Here is a 14,477-nt window from a genome sequence, read left to right on the forward strand (position 1 = left end):
TTCCCACAGCGGCGGCGCGGCCGGCCCTTTGCCGGCGTCGCCGCACCTGCCACACTCGCGTGGCCGCATCCTGAAAGCGCCGCCTCTCCATGACCTTTCCGCCGCCCCTCATCGAGGCGAAAGCCATCGTCAAGCGCTTTGGCGCGCTGGTCGCCAATGACCATGTCGATCTGGCTGTCGCGGAGCGCGAGGTGCACGCTCTCCTGGGCGAGAACGGCGCAGGCAAGTCCACCCTCGTCAAGATCCTCTACGGCCTGCTCCAGCCCGACGAGGGGCAATTGCTCTGGCGCGGCCAGTCCGTTCATCTTCGGAGCCCCTCCGAGGCGCGGCGGCTGGGCATCGGCATGGTGTTCCAGCATTTCTCGCTCTTCGATGCGCTCAGTGTGGCCGAGAATGTGGCGCTGGCGATCGAGGGCAATGAGCCTGTGTCCTCCGTAGCGATGCGCCTCGATGCGGTCTCGCGCGCCTATGGCCTGCCGCTCGATCCGCGCCGCGAGGTCTGGCGCCTGTCGGTTGGCGAGCGCCAGCGCATCGAGATCGTCCGTTGCCTGATGCAGGAACCCCGTCTCCTGATCCTCGACGAGCCGACATCGGTGCTGACGCCGCAGGAGGTCGCAGGCCTGTTCGCCACGCTGGAGCACATCAAGGCGCAGGGCTGCTCCATCCTCTACATCTCGCACAAGCTGGAGGAAGTGCGCCGCATCTGCGACAGCGCCACCATCCTGCGCCACGGCAAGGTCGTGGCCAACTGCGATCCACGCGCCCAGAGCGCTGGCGCGCTTGCCCAGATGATGGTCGGGGCCCGCATCGCACCGACACGCCATGAGCCTGTGGCCAGCGTCGGCCCCGTGATGCTGAAGGTGGACGACCTGTCCGTGCCCTCGCTTGATCCGCACGGGACGAGCCTGAAGGCAATTTCGCTTCAGGTCCGCGCGGGCGAAGTCTTCGGCATCGCAGGCGTGGCGGGCAATGGGCAGGACGAACTCTTCGCTGCGCTCTCGGGCGAGGTGGCGGCGCCGCGCGCCGGCGCGGTGTGCCTCGATGGGCAGGCTTGCGGGCTGGACGGCATCAATGCCCGGCGGCGGCTTGGCGGCGCCTTCGTTCCGGAGGAGCGGCTGGGCCATGCGGCAGCCCCGCGCCTCAGCCTGTCCGAAAATGCGCTCGCCGCGGGCCACGCCACCAATGGCTTCGTGCGCTCGGGCCTGATCGACAGGGCTGCGACGCTCGAATGGGTCGACAAGGTCGTCAAGGCCTTCGACGTGCGCAAGGGACCACGGGATCCCGAGGCGCGGGCCTTGTCGGGCGGCAATCTCCAGAAATTCGTGGTTGGCCGCGAGATCCTGCGCAACCCCAGGGTGCTGGTGGTCTCCCAGCCCACCTGGGGCGTCGATGCCGGGGCCGCGGCGCTGATCCGCCAGGCTCTCGTCGATCTGGCGCGTGGCGGAGCGGCCGTCCTCGTCATCAGCCAGGACCTCGACGAACTGTTCGAGATCGCCGACCGCATGGCGGTCATCTTCCACGGCCAGCTTTCCGCCCTGCTCGACGCGCGCGGCCTGGAACGGGAGGCGGTCGGCCTGCTGATGGGCGGTTCCGGCTTCGCGCCCTATCGCGAGGAAGCCGCCTGATGCGCCTCGTGCTGAGCAAACGCGAGGAAGCCTCGCGCTGGATGAGCCTTCTGTCGCCGCTGATTGCGGTTGCGCTCACGCTGGTTTCCGGCTCGGTGATGTTCGTGCTCATGGGCCTTGATCCGATCAAGGCGCTCGGCGTCTATTTCTGGTCGCCGATCTCCGATGGCTGGGCGCTCCAGGAACTCGCAGTGAAGGCCACGCCGCTGATCCTTATCTCGGTCGGCCTGTCGCTGTGTTACCTGTCGAACAACTGGAACATAGGCGCCGAGGGCCAGTTCGTCATGGGCGCCATCTTCGGCGGCTGGGTCGCCATCGCCACCCATGGCGTCGCTAACGGCCCCTGGGTTTTCCCGGCCATGATGCTCGCCGGCATGATCGGCGGCGCTGCGCTCGCCATGATCCCGGCCATCCTCAAGACGCGACTCTCCGTCAACGAGATCCTGACGAGCCTCATGCTGGTCTATGTGGCGGAGCTGTTTCTGGACTGGCTGGTGCGCGGCCCCTGGCGCGATCCGGCCGGGTTCAACTTTCCCCAGAGCGTGATGTTCGAGCGCGAGGCGCAGGCGGTGCGACTGATGGCTGATGGCCGCGTCAACATCGGCTCGGCCATCGCCATGATCGTCGTCATCGTGGCAGCCATCCTGATGGCCCGCTCGCTAAAGGGCTTCGAGATCAGGCTCGTGGGCGAAGCCCCGCGCGCCGCGCGTTTCGCCGGCTTCAACGAGAAGCGCCTGACCTGGACGGTCTTCGCCATCTCGGGAGCCCTCGCAGGGCTTGCGGGCATCATCGAGGTGGCTGGCGCAATGGGCCAGCTCCAGCCCTCGATTTCACCCGGCTATGGCTTCACCGCGATCATTGTCGCCTTCCTCGGCCGGCTTAACCCGATCGGCTGCCTGATCGCCGGCATCTTCCTCGCCATCACCTTCATCGGCGGCGAGAACGCGCAGATCTCGCTGCGCCTGCCGCTGGATGTCACGCGGGTCTTCCAGGGCCTGCTCCTGTTCTACGTTCTGGCCTGCGATGCCTTCCTCGTCTACCGCGTCCGCCTCGTGCGCGGCGAAGGTCAGGAGCGCGCCGCATGACCATGTTCGAGGCCATCCTGCTGACGATCATGACAGCCTCCACCCCCCTGCTCATCGGGGCGATCGGGCAACTGGTGGTGGAGCGCGCCGGCGTGCTGAACCTGGGCCTTGAAGGCATGATGATCATGGGCGCGGCCTGCGGCTTCGCCATCGCCATCCTCACGGGCAATTCCTATCTCGGCATCGGCGCGGCGATCATCGCAGGCATGGCGATGTCCGCGATCTTTGCCGTGCTGACGCTGGGGCTCGCCGCCAATCAGGTCGCGTCCGGCCTCGCGCTCAGCATCTTCGGGCTCGGGCTGTCCGGCGTGATCGGCGCGCCCTTCGTTGGCGCCAAGCGCGAGACGATGGCCCGCCTCGATCTGCCCGTGCTCAGCGATCTGCCCATCATCGGCAAGGCCCTGTTCGGGCAGGACCCGTTCGTCTACGCCTCCTTCGCGCTCGTCATCGGCGTGTGGTGGTTCCTTGGCCGCACGCGGGCCGGCCTCGTCCTGCGCGCCTGCGGAGAAAACCACGCCTCGGCGCACGCGCTGGGCTATCCTGTGCTGAAGATCAGGCTGCTGGCGATCCTGTTCGGCGGCGGCTGCGCGGGCCTGGCGGGCGCCTATCTCAGCCTGGTCTACACGCCCTTCTGGTCGCCCGGCATGACGGCCGGCCGCGGCTGGATTGCGCTCGCCATCGTCGTGTTCGCCTCCTGGCTGCCCTGGCGCGCGGCGTTTGGCGCCTACGTGTTCGGCGGCATCACCATCCTGCAACTCCATGCGCAGGGCGCGGGCGTGCCTGTGCCCTCGCAACTCATGGCTGCCCTGCCCTATCTCGTCACCATCATCGCGCTTGTCATCATCATGAGCCGGCGCGGCGGCCAGCAGACCGCTCCCGCCTCACTCGGCGTGCCCTTCGTTCCGGACCGCTGAGCGCCCGGTCCTGCGCTGAACGGCAGGAGCTCCGGCTTCATCCGGCCCCGGAGCGCCGCCGGGAGCCGCAAGCACAGCCATCCCGCCACACATGCTCGCTTACGCCGCGGCGAGCGAGGCGACGCACTCCGGCGTTGCGGTTCGCGCACCACCTGCGCCGATGGACAGCCCTGCTCCGCTCGCAATCATGCCGCTGGCTGGGCATGTCAATCCGGGCGGAAGCGAAGCCGATGGGACGGAAATCCACACGCCAGAACTGCATGGCATGGACGAATCATTGCCATTGACGAACACTGCCATAGGCATACTTCTTTATTTGACATTACATATTAACACCTAAAACAGGAGTGGAATTATGCAGATCAACCGTCGTCAGGCCTTGCAGGGGGCAACCGCCCTCGCAGCGGTCGCCACCCTCGGCGAGCCAGCCTTCGCGCAGGCCTCTCCGCTTCAGGTCGGCTTCATCTATGTCGGCCCGGTTGGTGATTTCGGCTGGTCCACCATGCACGATGTCGGCCGCAAGCGCCTTGATGAGGTTATGGGGGCGGCCGTGAAGACCACCGCCGTCGAGGCCGTGGCCGCTAACGACATGGAGCGCGTGGCGACCCAGCTCGCCCGCCAGGGCCATCGCCTGATCTTCACCACGTCCTTTTCCTTCTTCCAGCCCACGCTGCGCGTGGCCCCCACGCTTCCGAACGTCTTCTTCGAGAGCGCCACCGGCACCCGCACCGCCGACAATGTCTCGCTCTACAATGCGCGCTTCTATGAAGGGCGCTACGTGCAGGGCGTCATCGCCGCGCGCAAGTCCAAGACCAAGACCATCGGCTACATCGCAGCCTTCCCCGTTCCCGAGGTGATCCACGCCATCAACACGGTGATGCGCGGCGCCTGGTCGGTGGATCCGGCGATGAAGATCCGCGTGGTCTGGGCCAACGCCTGGTTCAATCCGGGCCGCGAGGCGGACGCCGCCCGCGCCCTCATCGACCAGGGCTGCGACGTGATCTGCCAGCACACGGACAGCCCTGCTCCGCTCCAGCTCGCCAATGAGCGCGGCGTCTTCGGCTTCGGCCAGGCATCAGACATGACGCGCTTCGCGCCCAGGGCCCACCTGACATCGAGTGTCAACAATTGGGGCGATTATTATGTCGAGCGCGCCAAGGCCGTGATCGCCGGTGCCTGGAAGCCGGGCGATGTCTGGGGCGGCCTCAATTCGGGCATGTTCCGCCTCGCGCCCTTCACCAACATGACGCCGGAAGAAGCCTCCGAGGCCCAGCGCATCGCCGACGCGCTGGCTGCCGGGCGCCTCCACCCGTTCGACGGGCCGATCGTCCGCGCCGACGGCACCGAGGCTGTGGCGGCGGGCGGCCGTCTGACCGACGACCAGATCCGCTCTATGAATTATCTCTATCGCGGCATCGAGGTCACGCTTCCGGGCTGAGGCTTGCCGGCGCTGCACAAATCCGAAAGGCGGCTCGCGAGGGCCGCCTTTCCTGTTTCCGGGGCCTGCCGCCCCCGTGAAGGTCAGAACCGCAGGGGCGGCGGCTCATCCGCGCCCGGGCCGCCTAGCCCCGGAATGATGAGGTTGTCGAGCTGCCGCTGCACATCGGCCGGGTCCACGGCGACGATGGCGTCCTTGTAGTGCAGGACCAGCTGCGGCCAGAAATACACCACGACCACCATGAACACCTGAAGCAGGATAAAGGGGATGACGCCTCGGTAAAGCGTTGTCGTCTGGACGCCCTCGATCAGCTTGCCCGTTACCTTGTCCGTATAGTTCAGACGTGGCGCCACGCTTCGCAAATAGAACAGCGCGAAGCCGAAGGGCGGAGTCAGGAAGCTGGTCTGCATGTTCATGGCCATCAGCACGCCGAACCACACGATATCGATCTTCAGCGCCTCGGCCGGAGCGACCAGCAGCGGCATCAGAATGAAGGCGATCTCGAAGAAATCGATGAAGCAGCCGAGGATGAACACGACAAAATTGGTGAAGATGATGAAGCCGACAGCGCCGCCGGGCAGTGACAGCATCAGCTCCTTCACCCAGACATGGCCGTTGATGCCATAGAAGGTGAGCGCGAAGACACGCGCGCCGATCAGGATGAACATCACGAAGGCCGAGAGCTTCAGCGTCGACTCGCAAGCCTGCTTCGTCAGCGTGAAGGTCAGACGCCCGTTCATGGCCGCCAGCACCAGCGCGCCGACCGCGCCCATCGCGCCGCCCTCGGTGGGCGTGGCGAGGCCGATGAAGATCGTGCCCAGCACAAGGAAGATCAGCGCCAGCGGCGGCACCAGCACCATGATCACCCGCTCGGCGAGATAGGACAGGACCTTGAGCTTGAAGCGCTTGTTGGCGATCGCCACCGCAAGCGCGAAGATCACCGCGACCGAAGCGCCATAGACATGCGGCGCCTGCTCGACATGGGGGGTGAAGAGCATGGTGGCGCCCACGCCAACAAGCGCGGACAGGCCGATCATGACGAAGAGCGAGGTGACGCCGGCGCCCAGCGTGCGCGCCTCGGGGGGCAGCGGCGGGCCCGCCTTCGGGTTGATCAGGGTCAGCACGAAGACATACAATGCGTAGGCACCTGTCAGCATCAGGCCGGGAATGATCGCGCCCTGGTAGAAATCACCCACCGACCGGCCCAGCACATCGGCCAGCACGATCAGCACCAACGAGGGCGGAATGATCTGCGCCAGCGTGCCCGACGCCATGATCACGCCCGTGGCCAGCTGCCGGTCATAGCCATAGCGAAGCATGATCGGCAGCGAGATCAGGCCCATGGAGATGACCGCGGCAGCCACGACGCCGGTGGTCGCCGCCATCAGCGCGCCCACGAAGATGACTGCATAGGCAAGCCCGCCGCGAACCGTGCCGAAAAGCTGGCCTATGGTGTCGAGGAGATCCTCGGCCATGCGCGAACGCTCGAGGATCAGGCCCATGAAGGTGAAGAAGGGGATCGCCAGCAGCGTCTCGTTGGCCATGATGCCGAAGACCCGCTCGGGCAGCGCCTGCAGGAAGTTGGGCGTGAACAGCCCGAACGCGATGCCGATATAACCGAAGATGAGGCCGTTCGCCGCCAGCGTGAAAGCGACCGGAAAGCCGAGCAGCAAAAAGCCGATCAGCGAGACGAACATGATCGGGGAAAGATAGGTGATGATGAACTGGGTCATTGAAGCCTAAGCCCTGAGGTCGAATTGTGATGGAGCCGATGGCTCAGTGCTTGATGCCGATGGACTTGGCAGTGTCGGGGTCGATGGCCTCGACCACATGCAGCACCTCGGCCTCGTGGCCCTTCATCTCGTCTTTCTCCTCGAGCGCGCCGGTGATGACCGCGATGCGCTTGATGAGCTCGGAGACGCCTTGCAGCGTGAGCAGGAAGAAGCCGAAGAGGACCATGAACTTGGCCGGCCAGATGATGAGGCCGCCCGCATTGGTCGAAAACTCCTGCGTGCGGAAGGAGGTCATGAAGAACGGGTAGGAGTAGTAAAGATGCACGAGGGCGAACGGGAAAAAGAACGCCAGGAGCCCGAAAACCTCGATGCGGTCACGGGTGGATTTGACAAGGCGCGAGGAGAGGACATCGACCCGGACATGCTCATTGGCCTTCATCGTCCAGGCGGCGCCGATCATGAAGACCACGCCGAACAGGTACCACTGCGCCTCAAGCAGGCCGTTTGAAGACCAGTTGAAGACCTTGCGCACTGTCGCGTTGCCGGCCGAGATCCCCACTGCCGCGAGCACGAGCCATGCGGTCATCTTGCCCAGCCGTTCGTTTATGGCATCGATCACGCGCGAGATCGAAAGCAGCACTGTCATGAGCATCATTCCTTTGAAGTTCGTTCCGGCGGCGAGGCTTGGTGGCCTGGGTCACGCCGGCGTGCGTTGGCGCAGCCGGATGGGCCCGGCAATTGCTGCGCGTTCCAGGATTGTGGAGTCCGGCGTCTTGCAATCGCCGCCCGCATGGGTGCCGCCGCGCTTTTGGGCGCGCGGCGGCGGCATGGGCATGGCTTCGTGATCAGGCGCGGCTGCGCGCGCGGATCATGAAGCTGTCGTACGAGAAATCGCCAATCTGGTTGTAAAGGTAGTAGTCATTCCGGAAGGCCACCTGCGCGTCATGGATCTTCTTGAAGTCGGCGTTGCGGCCGCTGATCTCGGCGTAGAGCTCCTGCGAGGCCTTGAACGCCGCGTCCATGACGTCCTGCGGGAAGGCGCGCAGCTGCGTGCCGGCGCTCAGCAGGCGCTTGAGGGCAGCCGGGTTGCGGGCGTCATACTTCGCTGTCATCTCGGTGTTGGCATAGGCCGAGGCGCCGCGCAGGATCGCCTGATAATGCTTCGGCAGCTCCGCCCACTTGGCCGTGTTGACGAGCGTGTGCAGCACCGCGCCGCCTTCCCACCAGCCGGGATAGTACAGGAAGCGGGCGACCTTGTTGAAGCCGAGCTTCTCGTCGTCATAGGCGCCGACCCATTCTGCCGCGTCGATCGTGCCGCGCTCGAGCGCCGGATAGATGTCGCCGCCCGCGATCTGCTGGGCGACCACGCCCAGGCGAGCGATCACCGCGCCGCCCGAGCCGCCGATGCGCATCTTCACGCCCTTGAGGTCTTCAAGGTTGCGGATTTCCTTGCGCCACCAGCCGCCCATCTGGGTGCCGGTGTTGCCGCCTTCGAAGGCCACGATGTTGTGCTTGGCCAGGAACTCGTTGAGCAGCTTCTCGCCGCCACCGTCGAGCATCCACGCATCCTGCGCGCGCTTGGACATCATGAACGGCACAGCCGTGGCGAGGCCGAAGGCGGGGTCCTTGCCGTAATTGTAGTAGATGGCGGTGTTGGACATTTCCACCGTGCCGGCGGAGACGGCATCGACCGACTGAAGGCCGCCCACGATTTCGCCGGCGCCGAAGGTCTGGATTTCGAAGCGGCCATCCGTCATCTCGCGCACATACTTCGCGATGGTTTCGGAGGCGCCATAGATGGTGTCGAGCGACTTCGGGAAGCCCGAGGTCAGACGCCATTTGAAGCTTGGCATTGACTGGGCGATGGCGGGCATGGCCACGGCGGTGGCGGTGCCCGCGACAGCCGCCCCTTTCAGAAACTGACGACGCTCCATAGCAGCAATCCCTTTCTCGATAGTCCGCCATGATGGGCGGTTATGCGCGGCATGTAATTTACGCATGTCGGCGATCAGTCAAGATTGCGTGAGAAAAAAATACGCCATTTCACGTGCATTCTGTGTATAATTAAATAACATGCAAACAACGTTGTTTATTGTCTGCGCAGTCATGCTGCCGTTTCGTGGCCGGTCGGGGCTGATGCCCGCCAACATGCCGCCGTTGCCATGCCCTGCACGGAAACAGAGCATCCGACGCAGGACATGACACATGGCCGGGAACGGCAGGGCCTCGCCAACTCCGCCTACGCTGCTAAAGTCCCGATCCCGACTCAGCGGAGCCGTCATCCATGTCCCAGCATCAGAAGGTGGCGCTCGTCACCGGAGCCAGCGCCGGCATCGGCCGTGCGGTCGCCACCGCCTTCCTCAACGCCGGCTACAGCGTGGTTCTGACCGCACGCCGTCACGACGCCCTTGAGGAGACCGCACGGCTCGCTGGCGCGGCGCCCGAAAAGGTTCTGGCCCATGCCTGCGACATCACCGAACCGGCCTCTGTCGCAGGCCTGTTCGCGGCCTGCCGTGCCCGCTTTGGCCGCCTCGACGTGCTGTTCAACAATGCCGGAGTCAACGCACCCGGCGGCGTCCTGCTCGAGGATCTGACATATGAGCAATGGAAGGCCTGCGTAGACACCAACCTGACAGGCCCCTTCCTGTGCACGCAGGAAGCCTTCCGCATGATGAAGGCGCAGGAGCCGCGCGGCGGCCGCATCATCAACAACGGCTCTGTCTCAGCCCACGCGCCGCGTCCCAACTCCGCGCCCTATGCCGCGACCAAGCACGCGATCACCGGCCTCACCAAATCCACCTCGCTGGACGGCCGCAAATATGACATCGCGTGCGGCCAGATCGACATCGGCAATGCGCTCACCGAGATGGCGGCGGCGATGACGAAGGGGGTCCCCCAGGCGGACGGCTCGGTTCGCATCGAGCCGGTGATGGATGTGCGCCATGTCGCCGATGCCGTGCTGCACATGGCCGGCCTGCCGCTATCCGCCAACGTGCTGTTCATGACGGTGATGGCCAGCGCCATGCCGTTCGTCGGACGAGGCTGACGGCTGCGTCCGATCCGCGCAGCGCCTTGAATATCCGGTGCCAGCGGTCATCTCCGTCCCGAAGGTCGGAGACAAGAATGCGCTTTCTCATCAGGCTGAAGCTGATCGCCCTCATCGGCATCTGGAGCCTCATCTGCCTTGGGCTCTACGGCGTGATCGCTTTTGGCGAGGCGCTGCTTGAAGTCGGCGCCGACATGGCCGGCGCGGCCGTCGGCCAGGGCGCGGGCCTGTCCGGACTCATCGACCTCACCGGAGACGTGGTCCAGTGGGGCGTCGGCCTGATCTGGCTTGCCGGCGTCATAGCGCTGTGGTTCGTGAAGCGCCTTCTGACCTCCAGCGAGACGCGCGCCCGCACCGCCGGCGTCGCCGTGAAGGCTGCCTCCACTGCGGCGCCTTACGTGTTGTCGCGCCATCCGCTCGGCAGGGCCGTCAACGTGGCGCGCGGCCCGGCGGGCCGCTTCCTGGGCGGCCTGCTGGCGCGCAAGCTTGGCAAGCGCTGATCGCTTTCAGGTCACCGGCAGCGCGCTGAAGCAGGCTGCGCTCGGCCGCGACAGGATGCGCCGGTGCCAGGCCTCGACATGGGGCCGCGGCAGGCGCGCGACCGGCATGTTGAGCCAGCGGTGAACCGTCGGACCCAGCGCCAGTTCCGCCACGCCGAAGCGCGCGCCCAGATAGTCCCGCCCGGCAAGATGAGCATCGAGCACGGCCAGCAGCGTTTCAGCCTTGGCGCGCGAGGCCTCGATCGCAGCCATGTCGCGCTTGTCCGGCGCCGTCCTGACAAGGCCCATGAAGGCGGGCGCATAGGCCGGATAGAAGCTCGTCGCCTGCCAGTCCATCCAGCGCTCGCCATCCGCGCGCTCCACCGGATCTTCCGGCCAGAGCGTGTCCGTGCCATGGGCTGAGGCCAGATAGCGCACGATGGTGTTGGATTCCCACAGCACGAAGCCGCCATCGTCGATGACAGGCACAAGCCCGTTCGGGTTCATGGCGCGATATTCCGGCGTGTTCACGATGCCGAAGGCCATGCCGGCATCATGCCGCTCATAGCCGAGCTCCATTTCCTCTGCCGCCCAGACCACCTTCTGGACATTGATCGAGTTCATCCGGCCCCAGATGGTCAAGCCCATGGCGGTTTCCTTGCTCCAGCGTCACCCTGGGGCTAACGGTTCGCGCGGCGGGGCGCAACGGCCTTCCTGGCCTTAACAGCGCGGTTATCGCTGACGGTTTATTGAATGGCCTCCATTGGAGCCCGTCATGTTCTTCTACCTCAGCAAGATTTTCTGGCTCGTTGCCGCCCCCACCCACCTTCTGGTTCTGGTCGCGGCGCTCGGAATCCTGCTCCTTTTCACCCGTTTCATGCGCCAGGGCCGCCTGCTGGCGCTGGCCGGCGTTGCGGGCCTGCTGATCATCGGCGCAACGCCTGTGGGCCGCATGCTGACCCGCCCGCTGGAGGATCGCTTCCCGCGGCCCGATGTCGCCTCGGGCATCACGGGCATGATTGTGCTCGGCGGCGCCATCGGCACGGCGCGTGGAGAGGTGGTCTTCAACGAGGCAGCGACACGCATGACCGCCAGCATAGAGCTGGCGCACCGCTTCCCCGGTGCCAGGATCGCCTTCACTGGCGGCAGCGCGGCCCTGATCGGGCGGGCCGACATGAGCGAGGCCGAGGCCGCGCGCCGCTTCTATCTCTCGCAGGGCATCGCCGCCGAACGCCTGATCCTCGAGGACAAATCCCGCAACACCCGCCAGAACGCCATCCTGCTCAAGCCCCTTCTGAGGCAGAAGCCCGGCGAACGCTGGCTGCTCGTCACCTCCGCTTCCCATATGCCGCGCTCTGTCGGCATCTTCCGCAAGGCGGGCATTGAGGTCATTCCGTACCCTGTAGATTTCACCACCTCGGGCACGCTGCGCGACTTCATCGGCGTCAACCGGGAATTCGTGGATGGCTTAAAGCGCACCGATAACGCCGTACGTGAATGGGTAGGGCTGCTGGCCTATCGTTTGGTGGGCTACACCGACGCGATTTTGCCCTCGCCATCGCCCGGTTCATCCTCGGCGCCCTGAGAGGCTTGCGGCGCGCCGAGGCGATAGACGCCCTTGAAGTCGCCGGGGTCCACCACCCGCCCCTTGCGCAGGATCGACAGCCTGTCCTGACGCGCAAGCCTGATCGCCGCCTGTCGCACCGGCTGCATCAGCCGTCCCCAGGCTTCGGGCTGGGGGCCGCCCAGCGCGCGCGCCACCTCCGAGGGGCAGATCGTCTTGCCCGCCCCGCGATGTTCGACCAATTCGAGAATGGTCTGTTCGAGCATCTCGTTGCTGATCTTGCGCCGTGGCACTTCCGTTCTGCTCACGGGTTCGCTCCTGTCTCGGCCAGCGCTTCGGACGCGCCCTTGCCGAACTGCCTGTTCCACATCACCACCATCACCGCCGCCGTGAGCACGCCCAGGGCCACCGGCCCGATGAACCAGCCCAGATAGGCCAGCACGAAGAAGAAAGCGCGCTGCCCCCGGTTGAAATGCCGGCCAGCCGCGATGTTCATGGCGATGCAGGCCTCAAGCGCCTGCTTCGCCTCTGCGCTCTCGCGCGCCGCCGCGGGCGGCAACGCGCCGAGCAGGATCGCGCTGTAGTTCATGAGCCGGTAGCTCCACGCGAACTTGAAGAATGCATAGGCGAAGATCGCCGCCAGCCCGATCACCTTGACCTCCCAGACAAAGCGGCTCGTGACGCCCGCAAGCGGCAGGTCCCTGGTCAGGGTCATGATCGAGTCGGTCGCGCCCAGCATCGTTGCTGCGCCACCCACCGCGATCAGCGAGGTTGAGGCAAAAAAGGCCGTGCCGTTCTGCAGTCCATTCATCACCTGGGTGTCGATGATCCGGTTGTCGCGCGCCAAACTCTGCTCGAACCATCGGCGTCGGCGCAGGTTCATCCGGGCATTGAGGCTGCGCCCGGCATGCGGCCCGCGCTCGACCGCGAGATGGTAGCCGACCCAGGCTCCGATGAAGCTGATCAGCGCCACGAGATCTTGGCCTTCGAATCCGTTCACGACGCTCTCCCTGGTTCAGCAATGCGCGACGGACAGGCCGCGCGCAACCGTTGACCTCGCCGCTTCGGGGCGGCACTGTCCGGGCGGAAGGAGCGCCGCCAGCATGCCGCAGACCATCAACAGGGGCTACAAGGCCCTGCTCGCTGAAGCCGCAGGCACGGTGGAGACGCTCGACATCGCCGCAGCCGCAGCGTTGCACGGCCGAGATGACGTGGTGTTCGTGGACCTGCGTGACCCGCGCGAGCTGGAGCGCGAGGGCAAGCTGCCAGGCGCCTTCCACTGCCCCCGCGGCATGCTCGAATTCTGGATCGACCCCGAAAGCCCCTACGCCAAACCCGTGTTCCAGGAAGACAAGCGATTTGTCTTCTTCTGCGCAGGCGGCTGGCGCTCGGCTCTGGCTGCCAAGGCGGCGCAGGAGATGGGCCTCAAGCCCGTCGCCCATATCGCAGGCGGCTTTGGCGCGTGGAAGACGGCCGGACAGCCGGTCGAGCCGCCGGCGCCGCGCCCCGCAAGGGCCTGACCGTGCCGTCTCGCGCAGCGCGCCGTCGGGGCCTCCGCCGATGACATGGTTTCTGACCGGCACGGCGCTTGCGCTCTGGCTCTTCCGCAAGAGGCTCGCGCGGATGTTGACGCCTTATCTCCCCGACCGGCAAAGCCGCCACCGGGTGCTGAGCTTCATCATCATCGCCTTCGCGATCACCGCCACCGTGCGGCTCGTGGCGCGCTATATGCCAAGCTGAGTGAGGGCTCAGCCGTTCGGCAGCACGATGAAGCCGCCCTGCCCTGCGCCGGGCGCGAGTTGCTCGGGCGATGCATCCTGCGAGGAGACGCTCGCGACCTCGGCCATCGGCGGACCTGTCCAGCAATCGGCGAGCATGGCCGCGATCGAAGCGCCATCGCCGCACAGCATCATCTCGACGGCTCCATCGCCCAGATTGCGCGCCCAGCCCGTGAGCCCGTGGCCGCTGGCGCGCGACACAGCCCACATGCGGTAGCCGACGCCCTGCACGCGCCCACGCACCACCACCCGGACCGGCTTCGTCACGGCTTCCAGCTCCAGGCATCGGAGGCGCGGTCAGCAGCCCCGACGGTTGTGCTCGGGGCTGCGGCGCGTGGCTGCACGGCCTTTTTCATTGCGACCGGCGCGGCACTCTGCCCTGGCCCAGCGCGAAGGAATCGCGCGATCTCCTGCCGGTAAGCCACGGGAAGATTCCAGCTTTCGGCGCTGGCGAGGACGCCTTCAAGATAGCCCGGGCGCGGCGCGCCGGCTTGCGCGGTCGTGCCGACATAGACAAGCGCCCGTCGCGGCCCGCCTTCGCCGATCACCGGCTGCCCGATCTTGGCGTAAAGCCCGCGGTCCACTTCCTCGAATTTGTCGAGCGCGGCGATGTCCGAAAGCGCCAGCCGCCACAGCACGCCATGAACCGTGGAGCGCGGATCGCGCAGCACCGAGGCGTAGCCATCGCGCGTGATGATGAAGCGGTGGCGGGCCAGCCGGGCGGGCCCCAACGGGCGCCCGCCGGGGCAGCGCACGGCCATCGCCTCACGGTCCATGTTGGCGCCATAGGCGAAATAGAGCGGCACCGGCGAGTC

The 14,477-nt window shown here is 66.0% G+C and carries 18 protein-coding genes; 10 read left to right on the top strand and 8 right to left on the bottom strand.

Features of this window, described 5'->3' with window-relative positions:
- Nucleotides 1–89: 89 nt before the first annotated feature.
- The 4 genes from HEQ16_12210 to HEQ16_12225 all read left to right on the top strand — a co-directional run bounded on the left by HEQ16_12210 (nt 90) and on the right by HEQ16_12225 (nt 5,062).
- Entirely contained in the window at nt 90–1,625 is a 1,536-nt protein-coding gene (locus HEQ16_12210; GenBank protein ID MCO4054786.1) for an ABC transporter ATP-binding protein, read from the top strand.
- Nucleotides 1,625–2,710, top strand: coding sequence for an ABC transporter permease (locus tag HEQ16_12215; protein MCO4054787.1), 1,086 nt, complete (start codon nt 1,625–1,627; stop codon nt 2,708–2,710). Before HEQ16_12210 ends, HEQ16_12215 begins: the two co-directional genes overlap by 1 nt.
- Nucleotides 2,707–3,624, top strand: coding sequence for an ABC transporter permease (locus HEQ16_12220; protein ID MCO4054788.1), 918 nt, complete (start codon nt 2,707–2,709; stop codon nt 3,622–3,624). The genes HEQ16_12215 and HEQ16_12220 overlap by 4 nt, the downstream gene beginning before the upstream one ends.
- Before the next feature lie 355 nt (nt 3,625–3,979).
- Nucleotides 3,980–5,062, top strand: a complete 1,083-nt coding sequence (locus HEQ16_12225) for a BMP family ABC transporter substrate-binding protein (GenBank protein MCO4054789.1) — start codon at nt 3,980–3,982, stop codon at nt 5,060–5,062.
- An 83-nt stretch (nt 5,063–5,145) separates the two neighbouring features.
- Here HEQ16_12225 and HEQ16_12230 read toward each other — a convergent pair whose 3' ends face one another.
- Together HEQ16_12230 and HEQ16_12235 are read right to left on the bottom strand one after the other, a co-directional pair.
- Nucleotides 5,146–6,795, bottom strand: a complete 1,650-nt coding sequence (locus HEQ16_12230; GenBank protein MCO4054790.1) for a TRAP transporter large permease subunit — start codon at nt 6,793–6,795, stop codon at nt 5,146–5,148.
- Nucleotides 6,796–6,838: 43 nt separating this feature from the next.
- The gene (locus tag HEQ16_12235; GenBank protein ID MCO4054791.1) at nt 6,839–7,441 is read right to left on the bottom strand and encodes a TRAP transporter small permease subunit; all 603 of its coding nucleotides are present in this window, start codon (nt 7,439–7,441) and stop codon (nt 6,839–6,841) included.
- Here HEQ16_12235 and HEQ16_12240 point away from each other — a divergent pair.
- A complete protein-coding gene (locus HEQ16_12240; GenBank protein MCO4054792.1) occupies nt 7,440–7,640 on the top strand; it encodes a hypothetical protein in 201 nt (66 codons plus the stop codon). The genes HEQ16_12235 and HEQ16_12240 overlap by 2 nt on opposite strands.
- Here HEQ16_12240 and dctP read toward each other — a convergent pair whose 3' ends face one another.
- A complete protein-coding gene (gene dctP, locus HEQ16_12245; protein MCO4054793.1) occupies nt 7,641–8,729 on the bottom strand; it encodes a TRAP transporter substrate-binding protein DctP in 1,089 nt (362 codons plus the stop codon).
- 350 nt (nt 8,730–9,079) lie between these two features.
- Here dctP and HEQ16_12250 point away from each other — a divergent pair, with 350 nt between their 5' ends.
- Nucleotides 9,080–9,841, top strand: a complete 762-nt coding sequence (locus tag HEQ16_12250) for an SDR family oxidoreductase (protein ID MCO4054794.1) — start codon at nt 9,080–9,082, stop codon at nt 9,839–9,841.
- A 77-nt stretch (nt 9,842–9,918) separates the two neighbouring features.
- On the top strand, nt 9,919–10,341 hold the full coding sequence (locus HEQ16_12255; protein MCO4054795.1) for a hypothetical protein: 423 nt from the start codon (nt 9,919–9,921) through the stop codon (nt 10,339–10,341).
- A 6-nt stretch (nt 10,342–10,347) separates the two neighbouring features.
- Here HEQ16_12255 and HEQ16_12260 read toward each other — a convergent pair whose 3' ends face one another.
- A complete protein-coding gene (locus HEQ16_12260) occupies nt 10,348–10,968 on the bottom strand; it encodes a glutathione S-transferase family protein (GenBank protein ID MCO4054796.1) in 621 nt (206 codons plus the stop codon).
- Between the two features lie 127 nt (nt 10,969–11,095).
- Here HEQ16_12260 and HEQ16_12265 point away from each other — a divergent pair, with 127 nt between their 5' ends.
- Nucleotides 11,096–11,905, top strand: a complete 810-nt coding sequence (locus HEQ16_12265; GenBank protein MCO4054797.1) for a DUF218 domain-containing protein — start codon at nt 11,096–11,098, stop codon at nt 11,903–11,905.
- On the opposite strand, the gene HEQ16_12270 is transcribed toward HEQ16_12265, so the two are convergent.
- Entirely contained in the window at nt 11,851–12,150 is a 300-nt protein-coding gene (locus tag HEQ16_12270) for a DUF3253 domain-containing protein (GenBank protein ID MCO4054798.1), read from the bottom strand. The two genes, HEQ16_12265 and HEQ16_12270, sit on opposite strands and share 55 nt — an antisense overlap.
- 38 nt (nt 12,151–12,188) lie before the next feature.
- Complete coding sequence (locus HEQ16_12275; GenBank protein MCO4054799.1) at nt 12,189–12,884, bottom strand: DUF599 family protein; 696 nt, start codon at nt 12,882–12,884, stop codon at nt 12,189–12,191.
- A 103-nt stretch (nt 12,885–12,987) separates the two neighbouring features.
- On the opposite strand from HEQ16_12275, the gene HEQ16_12280 reads away from it, so the two are divergent.
- Nucleotides 12,988–13,404: a rhodanese-like domain-containing protein gene (locus tag HEQ16_12280; GenBank protein MCO4054800.1), complete on the top strand. Its 417-nt coding sequence runs from the start codon at nt 12,988–12,990 to the stop codon at nt 13,402–13,404.
- A gap of 40 nt (nt 13,405–13,444) precedes the next feature.
- Nucleotides 13,445–13,624, top strand: a complete 180-nt coding sequence (locus HEQ16_12285) for a hypothetical protein (GenBank protein ID MCO4054801.1) — start codon at nt 13,445–13,447, stop codon at nt 13,622–13,624.
- Between the two features lie 8 nt (nt 13,625–13,632).
- Here the strand turns inward: HEQ16_12285 and HEQ16_12290 are convergent, their stop codons facing one another.
- Nucleotides 13,633–13,872 (bottom strand): acylphosphatase, encoded by a 240-nt coding sequence (locus HEQ16_12290; GenBank protein ID MCO4054802.1) that lies wholly within the window; start codon nt 13,870–13,872, stop codon nt 13,633–13,635.
- A gap of 53 nt (nt 13,873–13,925) precedes the next feature.
- Entirely contained in the window at nt 13,926–14,468 is a 543-nt protein-coding gene (locus HEQ16_12295; protein MCO4054803.1) for a gamma-glutamylcyclotransferase, read from the bottom strand.
- Nucleotides 14,469–14,477: the final 9 nt, after the last annotated feature.

The sequence above is a fragment of the Bosea sp. (in: a-proteobacteria) genome (assembly GCA_023910605.1).
In the GTDB taxonomy this organism is placed as follows: Bacteria; Pseudomonadota; Alphaproteobacteria; order Rhizobiales; family Beijerinckiaceae; genus Allobosea.